18 protein-coding genes are annotated in these 18941 nt (G+C 71.2%); 14 read left to right on the plus strand and 4 right to left on the minus strand.

Annotation, left to right across the window (positions count from 1 at the left end; genetic code table 11):
- Positions 1-199 precede the first annotated feature (199 nt).
- The 4 genes from KMS84_RS08655 (at position 200) to KMS84_RS08670 (ending at position 3752) form a co-directional block, all read left to right on the plus strand.
- A complete protein-coding gene (locus KMS84_RS08655; protein ID WP_003993508.1) occupies positions 200-853 on the plus strand; it encodes a response regulator transcription factor in 654 nt (217 codons plus the stop codon).
- Between the two features lie 5 nt (positions 854-858).
- Positions 859-2100 carry a sensor histidine kinase gene (locus KMS84_RS08660; protein WP_256915505.1) on the plus strand — a complete coding sequence of 414 codons (1242 nt, stop codon included), beginning with the start codon at positions 859-861 and terminating at the stop codon, positions 2098-2100.
- Between the two features lie 394 nt (positions 2101-2494).
- Positions 2495-2791, plus strand: coding sequence for a DUF4193 domain-containing protein (locus tag KMS84_RS08665; RefSeq protein ID WP_003993510.1), 297 nt, complete (start codon positions 2495-2497; stop codon positions 2789-2791).
- 13 nt (positions 2792-2804) lie between these two features.
- Entirely contained in the window at positions 2805-3752 is a 948-nt protein-coding gene (locus tag KMS84_RS08670; RefSeq protein WP_256915506.1) for a hypothetical protein, read from the plus strand.
- Positions 3753-3806: 54 nt separating this feature from the next.
- Here the strand turns inward: KMS84_RS08670 and KMS84_RS08675 are convergent, their stop codons facing one another.
- Entirely contained in the window at positions 3807-4271 is a 465-nt protein-coding gene (locus KMS84_RS08675; protein WP_256915507.1) for a DUF3093 domain-containing protein, read from the minus strand.
- A 58-nt stretch (positions 4272-4329) separates the two neighbouring features.
- Here KMS84_RS08675 and KMS84_RS08680 point away from each other — a divergent pair, with 58 nt between their 5' ends.
- The 8 genes from KMS84_RS08680 (at position 4330) to KMS84_RS08715 (ending at position 12450) form a co-directional block, all read left to right on the plus strand.
- Positions 4330-4914, plus strand: coding sequence for a PaaI family thioesterase (locus tag KMS84_RS08680; RefSeq protein WP_256915508.1), 585 nt, complete (start codon positions 4330-4332; stop codon positions 4912-4914).
- A complete protein-coding gene (gene dut / locus KMS84_RS08685; protein WP_256915509.1) occupies positions 4911-5462 on the plus strand; it encodes a dUTP diphosphatase in 552 nt (183 codons plus the stop codon). The genes KMS84_RS08680 and dut overlap by 4 nt, the downstream gene beginning before the upstream one ends.
- Position 5463: 1 nt before the next feature.
- Complete coding sequence (locus tag KMS84_RS08690) at positions 5464-6228, plus strand: DUF3710 domain-containing protein (RefSeq protein ID WP_256915510.1); 765 nt, start codon at positions 5464-5466, stop codon at positions 6226-6228.
- 221 nt (positions 6229-6449) lie between these two features.
- Entirely contained in the window at positions 6450-7631 is a 1182-nt protein-coding gene (locus KMS84_RS08695; RefSeq protein WP_438818914.1) for an alginate lyase family protein, read from the plus strand.
- Between the two features lie 169 nt (positions 7632-7800).
- A complete protein-coding gene (locus KMS84_RS08700; RefSeq protein WP_256915511.1) occupies positions 7801-10401 on the plus strand; it encodes an ATP-binding protein in 2601 nt (866 codons plus the stop codon).
- Positions 10395-11111 (plus strand): response regulator, encoded by a 717-nt coding sequence (locus KMS84_RS08705; protein ID WP_256915512.1) that lies wholly within the window; start codon positions 10395-10397, stop codon positions 11109-11111. The genes KMS84_RS08700 and KMS84_RS08705 overlap by 7 nt, the downstream gene beginning before the upstream one ends.
- A 172-nt stretch (positions 11112-11283) precedes the next feature.
- Entirely contained in the window at positions 11284-11682 is a 399-nt protein-coding gene (locus KMS84_RS08710; protein ID WP_256915513.1) for an OB-fold nucleic acid binding domain-containing protein, read from the plus strand.
- A 3-nt stretch (positions 11683-11685) separates the two neighbouring features.
- Entirely contained in the window at positions 11686-12450 is a 765-nt protein-coding gene (locus KMS84_RS08715) for a DUF3159 domain-containing protein (RefSeq protein WP_256915514.1), read from the plus strand.
- A 161-nt stretch (positions 12451-12611) separates the two neighbouring features.
- Here the strand turns inward: KMS84_RS08715 and KMS84_RS08720 are convergent, their stop codons facing one another.
- The gene (locus KMS84_RS08720; RefSeq protein ID WP_189927669.1) at positions 12612-13289 is read right to left on the minus strand and encodes a potassium channel family protein; all 678 of its coding nucleotides are present in this window, start codon (positions 13287-13289) and stop codon (positions 12612-12614) included.
- Positions 13286-13957 carry a potassium channel family protein gene (locus KMS84_RS08725; protein ID WP_256915515.1) on the minus strand — a complete coding sequence of 224 codons (672 nt, stop codon included), beginning with the start codon at positions 13955-13957 and terminating at the stop codon, positions 13286-13288. Before KMS84_RS08725 ends, KMS84_RS08720 begins: the two co-directional genes overlap by 4 nt.
- Positions 13958-14406: 449 nt before the next feature.
- Here KMS84_RS08725 and KMS84_RS08730 point away from each other — a divergent pair, with 449 nt between their 5' ends.
- Together KMS84_RS08730 and KMS84_RS08735 are read left to right on the plus strand one after the other, a co-directional pair.
- Positions 14407-16518, plus strand: a complete 2112-nt coding sequence (locus KMS84_RS08730) for an APC family permease (RefSeq protein WP_256915516.1) — start codon at positions 14407-14409, stop codon at positions 16516-16518.
- 107 nt (positions 16519-16625) lie between these two features.
- Complete coding sequence (locus tag KMS84_RS08735; RefSeq protein WP_256915517.1) at positions 16626-17966, plus strand: class I SAM-dependent RNA methyltransferase; 1341 nt, start codon at positions 16626-16628, stop codon at positions 17964-17966.
- A gap of 126 nt (positions 17967-18092) precedes the next feature.
- Here KMS84_RS08735 and KMS84_RS08740 read toward each other — a convergent pair.
- Positions 18093-18941, minus strand: an 849-nt coding sequence (locus tag KMS84_RS08740; protein ID WP_256915518.1) for a hypothetical protein, incomplete at its 5' end; no start/stop codon positions are given.

Consider the following 18941-nt stretch of genomic DNA (forward strand, 5'->3'; position numbering starts at 1 on the left):
CCTGCTCCTCTCCACGGAAACCTCAACCCGTCGAGAAAATCTCGCATTCCCGCGCCTCACACCCGGCCTTCATCCGCCTCCCACCCGTCTTACCGCCGACTTATGGCCGAAAAGGGCAGGATGGACGCAACACTCACCGAGACCCCCGCCCGCGTGCGTCGGACGACGCTGCGCGGGTGGACACAGGAAGGACTGCGACGTGCGCGTACTCGTCGTCGAGGACGAGCAGCTGCTCGCCGATGCGGTGGCCACCGGACTGCGCCGGGAGGCCATGGCCGTCGACGTCGTGTACGACGGTGCGGCCGCACTGGAGCGCATCGGCGTCAACGACTACGACGTGGTCGTCCTCGACCGCGACCTCCCCCTGGTGCACGGCGACGACGTCTGCCGCAAGATCGTCGAGCTCGGCATGCCCACGCGCGTGCTGATGCTGACGGCCTCGGGCGACGTGAGCGACCGGGTCGAGGGCCTGGAGATCGGCGCCGACGACTACCTCCCGAAGCCCTTCGCCTTCAGCGAGCTCATCGCGCGCGTGCGGGCGCTCGGCCGGCGCACCAGCGTGCCGCTGCCGCCCGTCCTGGAGCGGGCCGGCATCAAGCTCGACCCCAACCGCCGCGAGGTCTTCCGCGACGGCAAGGAGGTGCAGCTCGCGCCCAAAGAGTTCGCCGTCCTGGAGGTGCTGATGCGCAGCGAGGGCGCGGTGGTCTCCGCGGAGCAGCTCCTGGAGAAGGCCTGGGACGAGAACACCGACCCGTTCACCAACGTCGTGCGCGTGACCGTCATGACGCTGCGCCGCAAGCTGGGCGAACCGCCGGTGATCGTCACCGTCCCCGGTTCCGGCTACCGGATCTGACCGCCGTGGCATCGACGCCCGCGCCGCCCCAGGCGCCTCCGAAGCCCACCTGGGACCCCAGAACCCCCCAGCTGCCCTTCCCCTGGCTCCGCCCGACCATCCGCATACGGCTCACCCTGCTGTACGGCGGCATGTTCCTGATCGCCGGCATCATGCTGCTGTCGATCATCTACCTGCTGGCGGCGCAGGCGCTCCACGAGGGCGGCGGGGGCCAGGCCCTCCAGATCCGCGGGCTGGACCTCAAGGTCGCCAGCGTGAGCTGTCCCGCGGTGAACTCCGCGCCCACCGACGAGATCAACTCGGTGCTCAAACAGTGCGACGCCACCCAGCGTCAGCAGGCGCTGGACGATCTCCTCAGCCGCTCTCTGCTGGCCCTGCTGGGCCTCGCCGTGATCGCTTTCGCGTTCGGCTACGCCATGGCCGGCCGCGTGCTGTCCCCGCTGGGCCGGATCACCCGTACCGCGCGCGCGGTGGCGGGCTCGGACCTGTCGCGCCGGATCGAGCTGGACGGCCCGGACGACGAGCTCAAGGAGCTCGCGGACACCTTCGACGACATGCTGGAGCGCCTCCAGCGGGCGTTCACCGCCCAGCAGCGCTTCGTGGGCAACGCCTCGCACGAGCTGAGGACGCCGCTGGCCATCAACCGCACCCTGCTCGAAGTGCACCTCTCCGACCCGGGGGCGCCGGTGGAGCTGCAGCAGCTGGGCAAGACGCTGCTGGCCACCAACGAACGCAGCGAGCAGCTCGTCGAGGGCCTGCTGCTGCTCGCCCGCAGCGACAACCAGATCGTCGAGCGCAAGCCGGTGGATCTGGCGGAGGTCGCCGAGCAGGCCGTCGACCAGGTGCACGCGGAGGCCGCGGCCAAGGGCGTGGTGATCCGCGGGGAGCAGAAATCCGCGGTCGTTCAGGGCAACGGGGTCCTTTTGGAGAGGATCGCGCTGAATCTCGTGCAGAATGCCGTGCGGTACAACGTGCCCGAGGGCGGCTGGGTCGAGGTGACCACCGACGTCCGGCACGGCCAGGCGGTCCTGGTCGTGTCGAACACCGGCCCCGTCGTTCCGGCGTACGAGGTGGACAATCTGTTCGAACCGTTCCGTCGGCTCCGTACCGAGCGGACGGGCAGCGACAAGGGGGTCGGGCTCGGTCTGTCCATCGTGCGGTCCGTGGCCCGGGCGCACGGCGGTCATATCGTGGCCGAGCCCCGCGAGGGGGGTGGGCTCGTGATGCGGGTCACGTTCCCCGTCTGAGATCATGTCGCGACACACGCGGGGATGTTCGCTTTGCGCGGAATTCTCTGGGCAGAGGACCGGCCTCTCCGTGTGTGATCGATCACAGGGGCGAATTTCCGGCCATCTACTCTCCGTGATCATGAGGCCTGCGCAAAGCCCGGAAAATCCGGGTTTTCGGGGGTCCTGATCACGGGAAGTACACGGTGAGACGCCTTTGAAGTGCGGCAATCGGACCGTGTACGGTCCCGATCGCCATCCAAGCCGATCACTCGTGAGGAGTTCGGTTGGGTGTCGATTGAGTAACAGACCTTGATGTGAGGCAAAATCTCCGCCTCGAGGCGGGCACAAGTCCGGCCTCTCACGCGTTACGTGCGCTGGAGACACCGCAGACACCCAGAGGGGGAGAGGCGAAATGGCTACCGATTACGACACCCCACGCAAGACCGATGACGACGTCGACTCAGACAGCCTTGAAGAGCTGAAGGCCAGGCGGAACGACAAGTCCGCCTCGGCGGTCGACGTCGACGAATTCGAGGCCGCCGAAGGCCTCGAGCTGCCCGGCGCCGACCTCTCGAACGAGGAGCTGGCCGTCCGGGTGCTGCCCAAGCAGCAGGACGAGTTCACGTGCATGAGCTGCTTCCTGGTGCACCACCGCAGCCAGCTGGCCCGGGAGAAGAACGGCCAGCCGATCTGCCGCGACTGCGACTGAGGCGGGGTCGGCCGTGACTGGCTCGACCCCTCCTCGGAAGCGCCGCTTCCCCCTGCGGGGAACGGACAAAGGGCCGTCCGACGGCTCTCACGGCGTGCGTGACGACGAGCGAGGCTCATCCGGCCCGGGATCAGTCCCGGTGGGATCTGCCTCGCTCGAACCCGCGGAAGGCCGGAGTGACCTCCCGGCGCCCGCGCGGAACGCCGCCCCCGTCGCAAGGCGGCGGGCGGCGGCCATCCGGGACAAGGCCGCCGGCCTGGCCCGGGAAGGCGCCCGACAGGGCGGCAAACGGGCCAGGGCGGGCCTCGGGCACCTGGCCGACCGGATCATCGACATCGCCCCCCGCGTCCCCGTACGGGACCTTCAGACGCTTCGGCGGCAGTTCCCGGGACTGGGGCCGGAGGAGATCGCCGACAAACTCGTGACCGGCGCGGCGAACGCCACGTCCACCGTCGGCGCGGGCATCGGCGCGGCCGCGATGCTGCCCGTCCCGCCCGCCATGCCGACCGAACTGGCCGCCGAGATCACCGGCGTCGCGGCCATCGAACTCAAGCTGATCGCCGAACTGCACGAGGTCTACGGCGTGCGCCCCGCGGGCAACCTCAAAGACCGCAGCACCGCGTACCTGCGCTCCTGGTCGGGCGAACGCGGCATCGACGTGATGAAGCCGTCCTCGATCAACTCGGCCCTCGGCGGCCAGATGAAGCGCGAACTGCGCCAGCAGATCATGAAGCGGATGCTCCGCGACCTGCCGAACCTGATGCCGTTCATGGTGGGCGCCGTCGTCGGCGCGGTCATGAACCGGCGCGACACCCGAAGAGTCGCCGCGAAGGTGCGCGCCGACCTGCGCAAGATGCAGATCCCCTGGGACGAGCTGAGGGAGCTGCCGGCGCTGGAGAAGCCGGCCGACCCGCTGATCATGGGGGAGATCCCCGGAAGCCCGGAAGAGCCGGGCCGCTGACCTGCGCGTGCGCCCGGTCCGCCCAAGGCGGGCCAGGGCCTCCCGTGACGCTGCCTACGCCGTCGCTTCCCGCGCCGCCGCGATGGCCTGCGCCAGGCGCTCCGGCTCCCGCGTCGACAGATACAGGTAGGGAGTGGGGTCGTCCGGATCGGTGACCTCCACCTTCAGGGCCGTGGGGATGTACGAGCGCAGCAGCAGGAAGGCGCGGGTGTCGGCCTTGTGGGTGCGCCAGGCGCGCGCCTCTTCGGCGTCCAGGATCTCCGTCGCCCCCAGAGCGGCGACCGGGATCCTGGCCTCGCCCGCGATCAGGGAGTCGCCCACCACCCGGATGCGCAGCGAACCGTAGGAGCTGGCCACCACGGCCGCCACGGCGGTGCCGCCGACCAGGCCGCCGAGCAACGGCAGAGTGCCGAAGGGCAACAGGATCAGGGCCATGGAGACGCCCACGAGGAACGAGACGAACCACCACGAGCGGGGGGCGGTGAGACGTTCTTCGTAAGGGGCCGCGGAGAGCTGCATGGAGCCAAGCTTGGCACGGTGTCCGGATCCCGCGGACGCGCGGGTAAGGTCTGCGGCTGTGAGTGGTACTTCCCCAGCTCTTGAGCCCCCGGCCGACGCCGTGAAGCCCGTGCGTCACCCCGACGCCCCCGCGCCCGGCGAGCTCCTCGGCGCCCACTACGAACACTGTTTCGGATGCGGCGGCGGGCAGGCCCACGGGCTGCACCTGGAGACGCGCGCCGGCGAGGGGGTGAGCGTCACCGCCGAGTTCACCGTGCGGGCCGCCCACCAGGGTGCGCCCGGCCTCGCGCACGGCGGCGTGCTGGCCTCGGCGCTCGACGAGACGCTCGGCTCCCTGAACTGGCTGCTGCGCACGGTCGCGGTGACCGGACGGCTGGAGACCGACTTCGTGCGGCCCGTCCCCGTCGGAGCCACCCTGTATCTGGAGGCCGAGGTGACGGCGGTCGCCCGGCGCAAGATCTACTCGCGTGGCACGGGCCGGATCGGCGGCCCCGACGGGCCCCTCGCCGTGCGTGCCGAGGCGCTCTTCGTGGAGGTCGCGGTCCAGCACTTCGTGCAGCACGGCCGCGAGGAGGAGATCCAGGCCGCCATGAGCGACCCGGACCAGATCAGGCGTGCCCGCGCCTTCGAGGTGAACCCGTGAGCCGTTCCCCGTTGAACGTCCTGATCCGGCGCGTCGACCCCGAGGTACCGCTTCCGGCGTACGAGCACCCCGGGGACGCGGGGGCCGATCTGCGCACCACCGAGAGCCGGGAACTGGCGCCGGGGGAGCGGGCCGTACTGCCCACGGGAGTGTCGATCGCCCTGCCCGAGGGGTACGCGGCCTTCGTGCATCCCCGGTCGGGGCTGGCCGCCCGATGCGGCGTCGCCCTCGTGAATGCCCCGGGGACGGTTGATGCCGGGTACCGTGGGGAGATCAAGGTGATCGTGGTGAATCTCGACCCGCGCGAGTCCGTGCGGTTCGAGCGCTTCGACCGGATTGCCCAACTGGTCGTCCAGCAGGTCGAGAGGGTCCGCTTCCAGGAGGTGGCGGAGCTTCCCGGATCGGCGCGCGCCGCAGGGGGCTTCGGGTCCACCGGCGGGCACGCCGCCGTGGGCGACGCAAGCGGTACAAGCGGTCAGGCCGCCGAGGGCGGCGCGACGGGTGGGAATCGATACGCTTCGGCCGTATCCGACCGGGAAGGACAGTGACGTGTTCGGACGTCGCAACAAGAAGGGCGCCGCCGAGGACGCGGCCGGCGAGGCCGAGCAGGTCGTCGACAGTGTCGACACTGAGGCGGACGACGTAGAGGGCGAGCGCGAGCGCGTCCGGCTCGAGCCGGAGCCGCGGCCCGACGGGCCCTGGGACGACTCGGAGGTGCGCGACCCCGCAGAGGGCCGCGTGGACCTCGGCGGGCTCTTCGTGCCCGGGGTCGACGGCATGGAGCTGCGGGTCGAGGTCGCCGGCGACGCGATCGTCGCCGCGACCGTCGTGCTGCGCGACAGCGCCATCCAGCTCCAGGCCTTCGCCGCTCCCAAGCGCGAGGGCATCTGGGGCGAGGTGCGCGAGGAGATCGGCTCCGGCATCACCCAGCAGGGTGGCATCGTCGACGAGGTCGAAGGCCCGCTGGGCTGGGAGCTGCGGGCCCAGGTGCCGGTGCAGCTGCCGGACGGCACGAGTGGCTTCCACGTCGTGCGGTTCGTCGGCGTGGACGGCCCCCGCTGGTTCCTGCGCGGGGTGATCTCGGGCCAGGGCGCGGTGCAGCCGCAGGCGGCGGGTCTGCTGGAGCAGATCTTCCGCGACACGGTCGTGGTCCGCGGCGAGGGCCCGATGGCGCCTCGCGACCCGATCGTCCTCAAGCTGCCGAACGACGCGCAGATGGTGCCCGAGGGCATCCAGCAGCAGGACGAGAGCTCCCGCTTCTCCGGGGGCATGGGCCAGTTGCAGCGCGGACCGGAGATCACCGAGGTCCGCTGACCCGCTGAGAGGCGCCGACCGCCCGGCGCGGCGGCGCACCGCACGGCCACAGGGCCGCACCCCTCACCGGGGTGCGGCCCTTCGGCGTGCCCGGCCGGCTGCGGCGGGGCACGTGCGGGAAGGCTTGACGGGTCATTGGTCTGGACCTACGGTCTCCGCTCAACGCCTGAGTTCATAAGGGCGCTCTGTGTTCACATAGAAGAACAGGAAACGGAGCCTCCGTGCGTCGAGCCGCATTCCTCGTGACCGTCACCTCGCTGGCCGTCGTGGGCGCCCTGGCGTCCCCGAACCCCCCACCGGCCCAGGCCGCCCCGACCGTCTTCGTCCACCCCGGGGTCACCGTCTCCCGGGCGCAGCTGGACTTCGTCCGGGACAGGGTCGGCGCCGCGGCGCAGCCGTGGAAGGGGGCCTTCGGCCAGCTGCTGGCGAGCAAGTACGCCGACCTGAACCGCACCGCCAGGCCCCGCGCCGTGGTCGAGTGCGGCTCCTACTCCAACCCGGACCACGGCTGCACGGACGAACGCGAGGACGCCCTCGCCGCGTACACCGACGCCCTCGCCTGGTACGTCACCCGGGACGAGCGGTACGCCAGGAAGGCCATCGCCCTGATGGACGCCTGGTCCGGCGTCATCGAGGACCACACGAACAGCAACGCCCCGCTGCAGACCGGCTGGGCCGGCTCCACCTGGCCGAGAGCCGCCGAGATCGTCAAGTACACCTACCCGGGCGGCTGGGCGAACTCCGGACGCTTCGCGACCATGCTGCGGGACGTGTACCTGCCCGAGGTGATCAACGGGTCGAACTCCAACGGCAACTGGGAACTGTCGATGACGGAGGCCGCGATCGGCATCTCCGTCTTCCTGGAGGACAGGGCGTCGTACGACAAGGCCATGGCGAAGTTCCGCACCCGCACCGCCGCCTACGTCTACCTCGCCTCCGACGGCGACCTCCCGAGGACCGTGCCCGGCCAGCACCTCGACACCCGGGCCAAGGTCGTCGCCTACTGGCAGGGGCAGGGCACCTTCGTCACCGGGCTGACGCAGGAGACCTGCCGGGACCTCACCCACACCGGGTACGGCATCTCCGCGATCTCGCACGTCGCCGAGACCAGCCGGATCCAGGGCCAGGACCTGTACGGCACCGACGTGGGCGAACGGCTGCGGCAGGCGCTCGGCTTCCAGGCCGGGTACCAGCTCGGCGCGGCCGTCCCGAGCTGGCTGTGCGGCGGCTCCCTCAAGACGGGGCTCGGCCCGGTCACGGAGGTCGGCTACAACGCGCTGCACAACCGGCTGGGCATCGCGATGAGCAACACCGGGACGCTGACCCTGCGAAACCGTCCCGCCGGCAGCAACAACCTCTTCGTCGCCTGGGAGACGCTGACCCACGGGGACAATCCCGCATGAACCGATGCGGGGGGCTCATCCGATGAAGGGCCGAGGGGCGCGGGCGTCCGCCAGGCGTCAGGGTTGCGTCAAAGGCGCGCTCCACCCCTCGGCCCGACCCCTCGGAGCGTGGGCGTTGGCCGTAAGGTCGACGCTGCGTAGGCAGTAATGACAGGAAGACAATGAGGCCATGGCACGCGGCAAGCTTCGGATCTATCTCGGCGCCGCACCGGGCGTGGGCAAGACGTACGCCATGCTGTCCGAGGCCCATCGCCGGGTGGAGCGCGGCACGGACTGCGTGGTGGCCTTCGTGGAGCACCACGGCCGCCCGCGTACCGAGGTGATGCTCCACGGGCTGACGGAGATCCCGCGCCGCGAGCTGGACCACCGGGGCGCCGCCTTCACCGAGATGGACGTGGACGCCGTCCTCGCCCGCGCCCCGAAGGTCGCCCTGGTGGACGAACTCGCCCACACCAACGTCCCCGGCTCCCGCAACGCCAAGCGCTGGCAGGACGTGGAGGAACTGCTCGCTGCCGGCGTCGACGTGATCTCCACCGTGAACATCCAGCACCTGGAGTCCCTCGGCGACGTCGTGGAGTCCATCACGGGCGTCCGCCAGCAGGAGACGGTGCCCGACGAGTTCGTCCGGCGGGCCGACGAGATCGAGCTGGTGGACATGTCGCCCCAGGCGCTGCGCCGGCGGATGGCGCACGGCAACGTCTACCAGCCCGACAAGGTCGACGCGGCCCTGTCGAACTACTTCCGGCCCGGGAACCTCACGGCCCTGCGCGAGCTGGCCCTGCTGTGGGTCGCCGACCGCGTGGACGAGTACCTTCAGCAGTACCGCAGCGAGCACCGGGTGTCGGCGATCTGGGGTTCGCGCGAGCGGATCGTGGTCGGCCTGACCGGCGGCCCGGAGGGGCGCACGCTCATCCGGCGCGCGGCACGGCTGGCCGAGAAGGGGGCCGGCGGCGAGGTGCTCGCCGTGTACATCGCGCGCAGCGACGGGCTCACCTCGGCCTCCCCCAAGGAACTGGCGGTGCAGCGCACCCTCGCGGAGGACCTCGGCGGCACCTTCCACCACGTGGTCGGCGACGACATACCGGCCGCGCTGCTCGCCTTCGCCCGCGGGGTGAACGCCACCCAGATCGTGCTCGGCTCCTCGCGCCGCAAGGCCTGGCAGTACGTCCTCGGGCCCGGCGTCGGGGCGACGGTCGCCCGGGAGTCCGGGGCGGACCTCGACGTCCACATCGTCACCCACGAGGAGGCGGCCAAGGGGCGCGGACTGCCCGTGGCCCGCGGGGCCCGGCTCGGCCGCGCCCGGATCGTGTGGGGCTGGCTCGTCGGCCTGGCGGGTCCGGCGCTGCTCGCGGCACTGCTGAGCACCGTCCACCTCGGCCTCGCCAACGACATGCTGCTCTTCCTGGCGCTCACGGTGGCGGCCGCGCTGCTCGGCGGCCTGCTGCCCGCGCTGGCCTCGGCGGCCGTGGGCTCGCTGCTGCTGAACTACTTCTACACGCCGCCCCTGCACCGCTGGACCATCGCCGACCCGAAGAACATCGTCGCCATCGTGATCTTCGTCGGCGTGGGGATATCCGTGGCGTCGGTGGTGGACCTCGCCGCCCGGCGCACCCACCAGGCGGCCCGGCTGCGGGCGGAGTCGGAGATCCTGTCCTACCTCGCGGGCAACGTCCTGCGCGGCGAGACCGGCCTGGAGGCACTGCTGGAGCGGGTGCGGGAGACCTTCTCGATGGAGTCGGCGGCGCTGCTGGAGCGGGCGGGCGACCACGAGCCGTGGACCCGGGCGGGCCACGTCGGGTTCGGCAAGCGTGTCGAGCGGCCCGACGACGCGGACGTGGCGGTGCCGGTCGGCGACCGCACGGCACTGGCCCTCACCGGGCGGGTGCTGCCCGCGGAGGACCGGCGGGTGCTTGCCGCGTTCGCCGCGCAGGCGGTCGTCGCGCTGGACCGGCGGCGGTTGCAGGAGGAGGCCGACCAGGCCCGCGCGCTGGCCGAGGGCAACCGCATCCGCACGGCGCTGCTGGCCGCCGTCAGCCACGACCTGCGCACGCCGCTGGCCGGGATCAAGGCGGCGGTGTCCAGTCTGAGGTCCGACGACGTGGCGTGGTCCGAGGAGGACCGCGCCGCCCTGCTGGAAGGCATCGAGGACGGTGCGGACCGCCTCGACCACCTGGTGGGCAACCTGCTCGACATGTCCCGCCTCCAGACGGGCACGGTCACGCCGATCATCCGCGAGACCGACCTCGACGAGGTGGTGCCGATGGCGCTCGGCGGGGTGCCCGATCCGCTGCTGAGCGTCGAACTGGACATCCCCGAGACGCTGCCGATGGTCGCCGTGGACGCCGGTCTGCTGGAACGGTCGGTGGCCAACCTCGTGGAGAACGCCGTCAAGTACAGTCCGGGCGGCACACCCGTGCTGGTCTCGGCGAGCGCCCTGTCCGACCGGGTCGAGGTACGGGTGGTGGACCGCGGACCGGGCGTTCCCGACGAGGCCAAGGAGCGGATATTCGCTCCCTTCCAGCGGTACGGGGACGCGCCGCGCGGCGCCGGCGTGGGGCTGGGCCTCGCGGTCGCCCGCGGCTTCGCCGAGGCCATGGGCGGAACCCTGGACGCCGAGGACACACCCGGCGGGGGACTGACCATGGTCCTCACCCTCCGGGCGGCCGGACCACGCCCCGAGCCGCCACCCGACCCGGAAGCCGGACCGGCCCCGGCGACGCCCGCAGCACCTGTGACACCCGTGACACCTGAGAGGCAGGCTTCATGCTGAGCCCGGCTGGGGGGACGCCCCAGGGCCCCACGAGGGTGCTCGTCATCGACGACGAGCCGCAGATCGTGCGCGCCCTCGTGATCAACCTCAGAGCCCGCGCGTACGAGGTCGACGCCGCGCATGACGGCGCGAGCGCGCTCCGGCTCGCCGCGGCCCGCCACCCGGACGTGGTCGTCCTCGACCTCGGACTGCCGGACATGGACGGCGTGGAGGTGATCAAGGGGCTGCGCGGCTGGACCAGGGTGCCGATCCTGGTGCTGTCCGCCCGCCACTCCTCCGACGAGAAGGTCGAGGCGCTCGACGCGGGCGCCGACGACTACGTGACCAAGCCGTTCGGCATGGACGAACTGCTGGCCCGGCTGAGGGCCGCCGTCCGGCGTGCCGAGCCCGCCGGGGGCGGCGAGGACGAGGTCCTGGTGGAGACCGGCGAGTTCACCGTCGACCTCGCCGCGAAGAAGGTGAACCGGGCCGGGAAGGACGTGCGGCTGACGCCTACGGAGTGGCATCTTCTGGAGGTGCTGGTGCGCAACAGCGGCCGTCTGGTCAGCCAGAAGCAGTTGCTTCAGGAGGTGTGGGGGCCGTCGTACGGGACCGAGACGAACTACCTGCGCGTGTACATGGCGCAGCTCAGACGCAAGCTGGAGGCCGACCCCTCGCATCCGAGGCACTTCGTCACCGAGCCGGGCATGGGATACCGGTTCGAACGGTAGACCGCGGCCCGGGCGGAAGAACGGACGGGCGGGCACGGGGGCGCGCCGAGGGCGACGGCCGCGCCGGACGGCGCGTACGGGCCTCCCGTGCCGCAAGCGGGTCCCGCCGGTGCCGCGAGCGGGGGACCGCCGCGGGTACGGCTCTGTCGGCGGGCCCCGGTACGCTTCAGATATGAGCGCTGTTCCTCGTTCCGAAAAGCCGGTCGGCCGGTTCCGGCGCATGCTCGACCGGCTCTCCTCGTCCCAGGAGGACCTGGAGTCCGAGGAGCTGCGGGAGGACGCCGAGACGACCGGCTGCACCCGGATCGGAGACTGCCAGGACCGGCAGATCGTCACCGTTACTGGTACCTTGCGCACGGTCACCCTGCGGCCGCGCGCCGGAGTCCCGGCCCTGGAGGCCGAGCTGTTCGACGGCAGCGCGGCACTCGACGTGGTGTGGCTGGGCAGGCGCTCCATCGTGGGCATAGAGCCGGGGCGCAAGCTCATCGCATCGGGCCGTGTCTCCATGAGCCGGGGCCGCCGGGTGCTGTTCAACCCCAAGTACGAACTGAGACCCCTGGGTAGGGAGTAGCCGGTGACGTCGCTCGACAAGCCGACCGAAGACACGACCGCGGAGGACACGGCCGCGGCCGACGCCCGGGCGGTGACCGAGGCCGCGCTGTTCGAGGCGTTCGGCGGGGTCCGCGGAATGGTCGAGACGGTGGTGCCCGGCCTGGTCTTCGTCACGATCTTCACGATCAACAAGGACCTGCACATGTCCGCGATCGCCGCGCTCGCGGTGTCGCTGGTCCTCGTCGTGGTCCGCCTGGCGATGAAGGACACCGTCAAGCACGCGTTCAGCGGGGTCTTCGGCGTCGCGTTCGGCGTCGTCTTCGCGATGATGACCGGCAACGCCAAGGCCTTCTACCTGCCGGGCATGCTCTACACGCTGGGCCTGGCGCTCGCCTACATCGTCACGACACTGTGCGGGGTCCCCCTGATCGGTCTGATCCTGGGCCCGGTCTTCAAGGAGAACCTCTCCTGGCGGACCCGCAACCCGGGGCGCAAGAAGGCCTATGCCAAGGCAAGTTGGGCGTGGGGGCTGATCCTGCTCGCCAAGTGCGCGATCCTCTTCCCGCTCTACTGGTGGGCGAACACCGCGCAGCTGGGCTGGGTGCTGGTGGCCCTGAAGATCCCGCCGTTCCTGCTCGCCGTCTGGCTGACCTGGGTCTTCCTGGCGAAGGCGCCCGCGCCGATCGACGTGTTCGCGGAGATGGAGGCGGAGGAGAAGGCCGCCGCTGCCGCTGCTCCGGAGGGTGAGGCGTCGGAGGCCGGTGGGCGGCACCGTCGGGAGGGCTAGCTCCCGGTGTCGGGGTGACCGTCCCGGGGGACTGCGCCCCCAAGACCCCCCGTCGGCCCTGAACGGGCCTCGTTCTCACCCGCCGGACGTGCTGGCAGGGGGCGTCCGGAGATTTCCGGGGCGCCCCCTCCTCGTCGTCGGCCTCGGGCTCGGCCTCGGGCTCAGCGGCCGGTGTCGTCCTTGCGGACCGACAGCAGGTCCTCCAGCTGCTCCTCCCTGGCCTGGGCGGCCACGAAGAGCAGTTCGTCGCCGGGCTCCAGCGAGTCCTCGCGGGTCGGGGTCAGCACCCGGGTGCCGCGGATGATCGTGACCAGGGAGGTGTCCTCCGGCCACTCCACGTCGCCGACCTGGGTGCCGGCCAGGGCCGACTCCTCGGGCAGGGTCAGCTCGACCAGGTTGGCGTCGCCGTGGCTGAAGCGCAGCAGCCGGACCAGGTCGCCGACGCTCACCGCCTCCTCGACCAGGGCGGACATCAGACGCGGGGTCGACACGGCCACGTCCACGCCCCACGACTCGTTGAAGAGCCACTCGTTCTTCGGGTTGTTGACGCGGGCGACGACGCGCGGGACGCCGTACTCCGTCTTGGCCAGCAGCGAGACGACCAGGTTGACCTTGTCGTCACCGGTGGCCGCGATCACCACGTTGCAGCGCTGGAGCGCGGCCTCGTCCAGGGAGGTGATCTCGCAGGCGTCGGCCAGCAGCCACTCCGCCTGGGGGACGCGCTCGACCGAGATGGCCGTCGGCGCCTTGTCGACGAGGAGGACCTCGTGGCCGTTCTCCAGCAGTTCGCCGGCGATCGAGCGGCCGACGGCGCCGGCTCCGGCAATGGCGACCCTCATCGGTGACCGTCCTCCTTGGGACCCTCGGCGAACGAGGCCTCGACCTTCTCGACCTCGTCGGTGCGCAGCATCACGTGCACCAGGTCCCCCTCCTGGAGGACCGTCTGCGAGGTGGGCAGGATGGCCTCGCCGAGGCGGGTCAGGAACGCCACACGGACGCCCGTCTCCTCCTGCAACTTGCTGATCTTGTGGCCGACCCAGGACGCGGCGGTGTGCACCTCGGCGAGCTGGACGCCGCCGGTGGGGTCGCGCCACAGCGGCTCCGCGCCCGAGGGCAGCAGCCGGCGCAGCATCTGGTCGGCCGTCCAGCGCACGGTGGCCACGGTGGGGATGCCCAGACGCTGGTAGACCTCGGCGCGGCGCGGGTCGTAGATGCGGGCGGCGACGTTCTCGATGCCGAACATCTCGCGGGCGACGCGGGCGGCGATGATGTTGGAGTTGTCACCGCTGGAGACGGCGGCGAACGCGCCGGCCTCCTCGATCCCCGCCTCACGCAGGGTGTCCTGGTCGAAGCCGACGCCGGTGACACGACGGCCGCCGAAACCGGAGCCGAGTCGTCGGAAGGCGGTGGGGTCCTGGTCGATCACGGCGACCGTGTGCCCCTGTTGCTCCAGGGTCTGCGCGAGAGCGGAACCCACTCTGCCGCAGCCCATGATGACGATGTGCACGACCGTCCTTCCGAGGTCAAGAAGTAAAGAAGTCCATAAGTTTTCCGGCCTGGCCATGGCGCTCGGCCTTGAACAGGGTCTCAGACCGCCGCCCAAGCTACACAGGCGCGGTCCTCGCAGGGCACCCCTGTGCACGCTCGGCGCGTGGTTCGCCCGATCCGGGCCCGCCCTAACGCCGGCTGATGCTCCAGACGCTGAGGAAGGTAAGGATTCCGAGGCCGACGAGGGTGCCGACGGCGCCGATGATCTCCGCGGTCGTGTGCATGGACCCTCCGAAGGGCGTCAGCGGGCGGGGGATTGTCATATAGCCATGACGATCGGCGAGGCTGCGGAATCCGCAACCCGGGCCCGGCCGATTTCACTCGGGAGGCAGACGCGGCGGCCCGTCACCCGGCTGAGCCCGGGGGAGGGTGGGCGGTCCCGTGTTCGAAGGCCTACGATCCTCTGTTGTGTCCAAACTGACCGACGTGCCCAAACGGATTCTGATCGGGCGTGCACTGCGCAGTGATCGACTGGGAGAAACGCTCCTGTCGAAGCGCATCGCCCTACCCGTTTTCGCTTCCGACCCGCTGTCCTCCGTGGCCTATGCGCCCGGGGAGGTGCTGCTGGTCCTGTCCATCGCGGGCGTGTCGGCCTACCACTTCAGCCCGTGGATCGCCGTCGCGGTCGTCGTGCTGATGTTCACGGTGGTCGCCTCCTACCGACAGAACGTCCACGCCTACCCCAGCGGCGGCGGCGACTACGAGGTCGCCACCACCAACCTCGGCCCCAAGGCCGGCCTGACGGTGGCGAGCGCGCTGCTCGTCGACTACGTCCTCACCGTCGCCGTCTCCATCTCCTCCGGCATCGAGAACCTCGGCTCCGCGATCCCCTTCGTCGTCGAGCACAAGGTGGCCTGCGCCGTCGCCGTCATCGTGCTGCTGACGCTGATGAACCTGCGCGGCGTCAAGGAGTCCGGCAAGCTCTTCGCGATCCCCACCTACGTGTTCGTCGCGGGCGTCTTCATCATGATCGCCTGGGGGGCCTTCCGCGGGCTGGTCCTCGGCGACGAGATGCGCGCGCCGACGGCCCAGTACACGATCAAGGCCGAGCACCAGGGCCTGGCCGGATTCGCACTGGTCTTCCTGCTGCTGCGCGCCTTCTCCTCCGGCTGTGCCGCGCTCACCGGCGTCGAGGCGATCTCCAACGGCGTGCCCGCGTTCCGCAAGCCCAAGTCGAAGAACGCGGCGACCACCCTCGCCGCGATGGGCCTGCTGGCCGTCACCATGTTCTGCGGGATCATCGCGCTGGCCCTGACCACCGACGTCCGCATGGCCGAGAACCCGGCGACCGACCTGCTGAAGAACGGGGTCGGCGTCGGCGCCGACTACGTGCAGAACCCGGTGATCACCCAGGTCGCCGAGGCCGTCTTCGGCAAGGGCAGCTTCTTCTTCGTCGTGCTCGCCGCCGCCACCGCCCTCGTGCTGTTCCTGGCGGCCAACACGGCCTACAACGGCTTCCCCGTGCTCGGCTCGATCCTCGCCCAGGACCGTTACCTGCCCCGCCAGCTGCACACCCGAGGTGACCGCCTCGCCTTCTCGAACGGCATCGTGCTGCTCGCGGGGACGGCCATGCTGCTGGTCGTCATCTACGGCGCCGACTCCACCCGGCTGATCCAGCTGTACATCGTCGGCGTGTTCGTGTCGTTCACCCTCAGCCAGACCGGCATGGTGCGCCACTGGAACCGCCTCCTGGCCACCGAGACCGACCAGGCCAAGCGCCGCCACATGGTCCGCTCGCGTGCGATCAACACCTTCGGCGCCTTCTTCACCGGCCTGGTGCTCGTCGTCGTCCTGCTCACCAAGTTCACGCACGGCGCCTGGGTCGCCCTGCTCGGCATGGTGATTTTCTACGGGACGATGACCGCGATCCGCCGCCACTACGACGGCGTCGCCGCCGAGATCGCCGCCCCCGAGGGCCCCAGCGACGACAGCGTCCGCCCCTCCCGCGTCCACTCGGTGCTGCTGATCTCCAAGATCCACCGCCCGACGCTGCGCGCCCTCGCCTACGCCAAGCTGATGCGCTCCGACACCCTGGAGGCGCTCACCGTCAACGTCGACCCGGCCGAGACGAAGGCACTGCGCGCGGAGTGGGAGCGGCGCGGGATCGACGTGCCGCTGAAGGTGCTCGACTCGCCGTACCGCGAGGTCACGCGACCGGTCATCGAGTACGTCAAGAGCCTGCGCCGGGAATCGCCGCGCGACGCGGTGTCGGTGATCATCCCCGAGTACGTGGTGGGCCACTGGTACGAGCACCTGCTGCACAACCAGAGCGCGCTGCGGCTCAAGGGCCGGCTGCTGTTCACACCGGGCGTCATGGTCACGTCCGTCCCCTACCAGCTCCAGTCCTCCGAGGCGGCGAGGAAGCGGGCGCGCAAGCGGCAGGAGTGGAACGCGCCGGGTTCCGTGCGGCGCGGCCCCGCGCAGGTGGGACGCCCCAAGGAGCCCTCCGGCTCCGCGACGGGGTCCGCCCCGGGTCCCGGCGGCGCCACGGGCGCACCCGGGCCGCACGACGAGCGCTGACCCCCGCCGCGCGCACCGGCGCGTGGTGAACGGCCGGACGACAGCCACGTAGACTGGTGGGCTGTTGTCCGGCCGTTCCTCGTTCGACGTTGTGGAGTCCCCCCGCCATGCAGGCAGAACCGAAGAAGTCGCAGGCGGCGTCCCTCGTCGGCGAGGAGTACGAGGTCGAGGTCGGCCCCGTCGCCCACGGCGGCCACTGCATCGCCCGCACCGAGGCCGGCCAGGTGCTGTTCGTCCGGCACACGCTGCCCGGCGAGCGGGTCGTGGCACGGGTGACCGACGGCGAGGAGGGCGCGCGCTTCCTGCGGGCGGACGCCGTACGCGTCCTGGAGCCGTCCAAGGACCGCGTCGAGGCCCCCTGCCCCTACGCCGGCCCCGGCCGCTGCGGCGGCTGCGACTGGCAGCACGCCAAGCCGGGCGCGCAGCGCCGCCTCAAGGGCGAGGTGATCGCCGAGCAGCTTCAGCGGCTCGCGGGCCTCACGCCCGAGGAGGCGGGCTGGGACGGCACCGTGATGCCGGCCGAGGGCGACAAGCTGCCCGCCGGACAGGTCCCGCAGTGGCGCACCCGCGTGCAGTACGCGGTGGACGCCGACGGCAACGCCGGTCTGCGACGCCACCGCTCGCACGAGGTCGAGCCGATCGAGCACTGCATGATCGCCGCGGAGGGCGTCAGCGAGCTGGGCATCGAGCAGCGCGACTGGTCGGGGATGGAGTCCGTCGACGCCATCGCCGCGACGGGCTCCCAGGACCGCATGGTGATCCTCGAACCGCGCCCCGGCGCCCGCCTGCCCCTCGTCGAGCTCGACCGGCCCGTCTCCGTCATGCGCGTCGAGGAGCACGACGGCGGCATCCACCGCGTCCACGGCCGCGCCTTCGTCCGCGAGCGCGCCGACGGCCGGACCTACCGCGTCGGCAGCGGCGGCTTCTGGCAGGTCCACCCGCAGGCCGCCGACACCCTCGTCAAGGCCGTCATGCAGGGCCTGCTGCCGCGCAAGGGCGACATGGCGCTCGACCTGTACTGCGGCGTCGGCCTCTTCGCCGGAGCGCTCGCCGACCGCCTCGGCGACAAGGGCGCGGTGCTCGGCATCGAGTCGGGCAAGCGCGCCGTCGAGGACGCCCGGCACAACCTCGCGGGCTTCGACCGGGTCCGGATCGAGCAGGGCAAGGTCGAGACCGTCCTGCCGCGCACCGGGATCACCGAGGTCGACCTCATCGTCCTGGACCCGCCGCGCGCGGGGGCGGGCAAGAAGACGGTGGAGCACCTGTCCTCGCTGGGCGCCCGCAAGATCGCGTACGTGGCCTGCGACCCGGCCGCACTGGCCCGTGACCTGGGCTACTTCCGCGACGGCGGATACCGGGTGCGGACACTGCGGGCCTTCGACCTGTTTCCCATGACGCATCACGTGGAGTGCGTGGCGATTCTGGAGCCGACCGCGAAGGGCTCTTGACCTGCGGTTTCATGCGTGCGCATGCTACGCATCATGTGCGGCGCAGCCCCCCCTTGAGTCCGTGGCGAAGGGCGTCCGGCCTGAGGTTCTGCCCGCGCGCATGAGGTGCGGGCGAGAACTCGTCGCTCAGTGGTTCCTGCCAGGTCTGCGCCCGATGTCCGTCGGGGGCAGACCCGTGTCCGCCTGCGGGTGCGCCTTCTCGTACAGCGCCCGGGTGATCGCCAGCCACGTCTCCTTCGGCAACGCCGGGATCCGGTCCTCCTCCGCGTCGATCAGGAGTTCCTGCAGGATGCGGTGGTCGGCCTCGTCGCCGGAGGAGGCGATCGAGCTGAGGTATTTGGTGAGCCGGGGACTCTGGGGCTTCGTCGTCCGGGGTTCGACGAGCCAGCTGAAGAACCAGCGGACCAGGCGGGCGGTGCGCCGGTTGTGGAGGTCGGTCAGGTACGGGTCCGGTGTGGCGGGGGGTGCTGTGATCCGGAAGTCGACCGCCAGAAGGCGCTCGAGGAGGTCACGGGCCGACTCCTCTGTCTGGACGGCGGGCGGGAGGTGTTCCAGGACGATGTTCTGGGCGGCGTAGGACAGGGGCTCTCGGAGGAGCGACAGGAGGCCCTCGTGGCGGGTCTGGGCCAAGCGTTCCTCGGCCTTGTGCCGGAGTTCGGCCGCGCGTTCCGCCGGGTTCGTCGCGCGGGTCAGGTCGTGGGCCAGCAAGTGGATCTGGGACGTCTCCATGGAGGTCCGGCGGCCCCTGTGCACCCGGAACTTCGAGACCGCCGATCTTCCCGCCACCGGCTGGTCCAAGAAAGTCGGCAACGCCTCCGCCTCCAGAGCGCGTTGGCGGTCCGGCGTCAGCCGGTCGGTGACCCCACCCATCGTCGGAACCGTCGCGGAAGAACTCGTGGCGGCGCTCGTGACGGCGCTCGTGGCGGGGTAGGTGAACGGCCCTTCCGCCCGCGGGGGGAACTCGGGGGGCGGGCT

It is taken from the genome of Streptomyces hilarionis, from assembly GCF_024539675.1.
Taxonomy (GTDB): Bacteria; Actinomycetota; Actinomycetes; order Streptomycetales; family Streptomycetaceae; genus Streptomyces; species Streptomyces hilarionis.

Coding starts and splice junctions, on each gene's coding strand:
- KMS84_RS08710 (WP_256915513.1), top strand. CDS start 11,284: ATGAGCGCTGTTCCTCGTTCCGAAAAGCCGGTCGGCCGGTTCCGGCGC.
- KMS84_RS08665 (WP_003993510.1), top strand. CDS start 2,495: ATGGCTACCGATTACGACACCCCACGCAAGACCGATGACGACGTCGAC.
- KMS84_RS08735 (WP_256915517.1), top strand. CDS start 16,626: ATGCAGGCAGAACCGAAGAAGTCGCAGGCGGCGTCCCTCGTCGGCGAG.
- KMS84_RS08675 (WP_256915507.1), bottom strand. CDS start 4,271: ATGCAGCTCTCCGCGGCCCCTTACGAAGAACGTCTCACCGCCCCCCGC.
- KMS84_RS08720 (WP_189927669.1), bottom strand. CDS start 13,289: ATGAGGGTCGCCATTGCCGGAGCCGGCGCCGTCGGCCGCTCGATCGCC.
- KMS84_RS08705 (WP_256915512.1), top strand. CDS start 10,395: ATGCTGAGCCCGGCTGGGGGGACGCCCCAGGGCCCCACGAGGGTGCTC.
- KMS84_RS08700 (WP_256915511.1), top strand. CDS start 7,801: ATGGCACGCGGCAAGCTTCGGATCTATCTCGGCGCCGCACCGGGCGTG.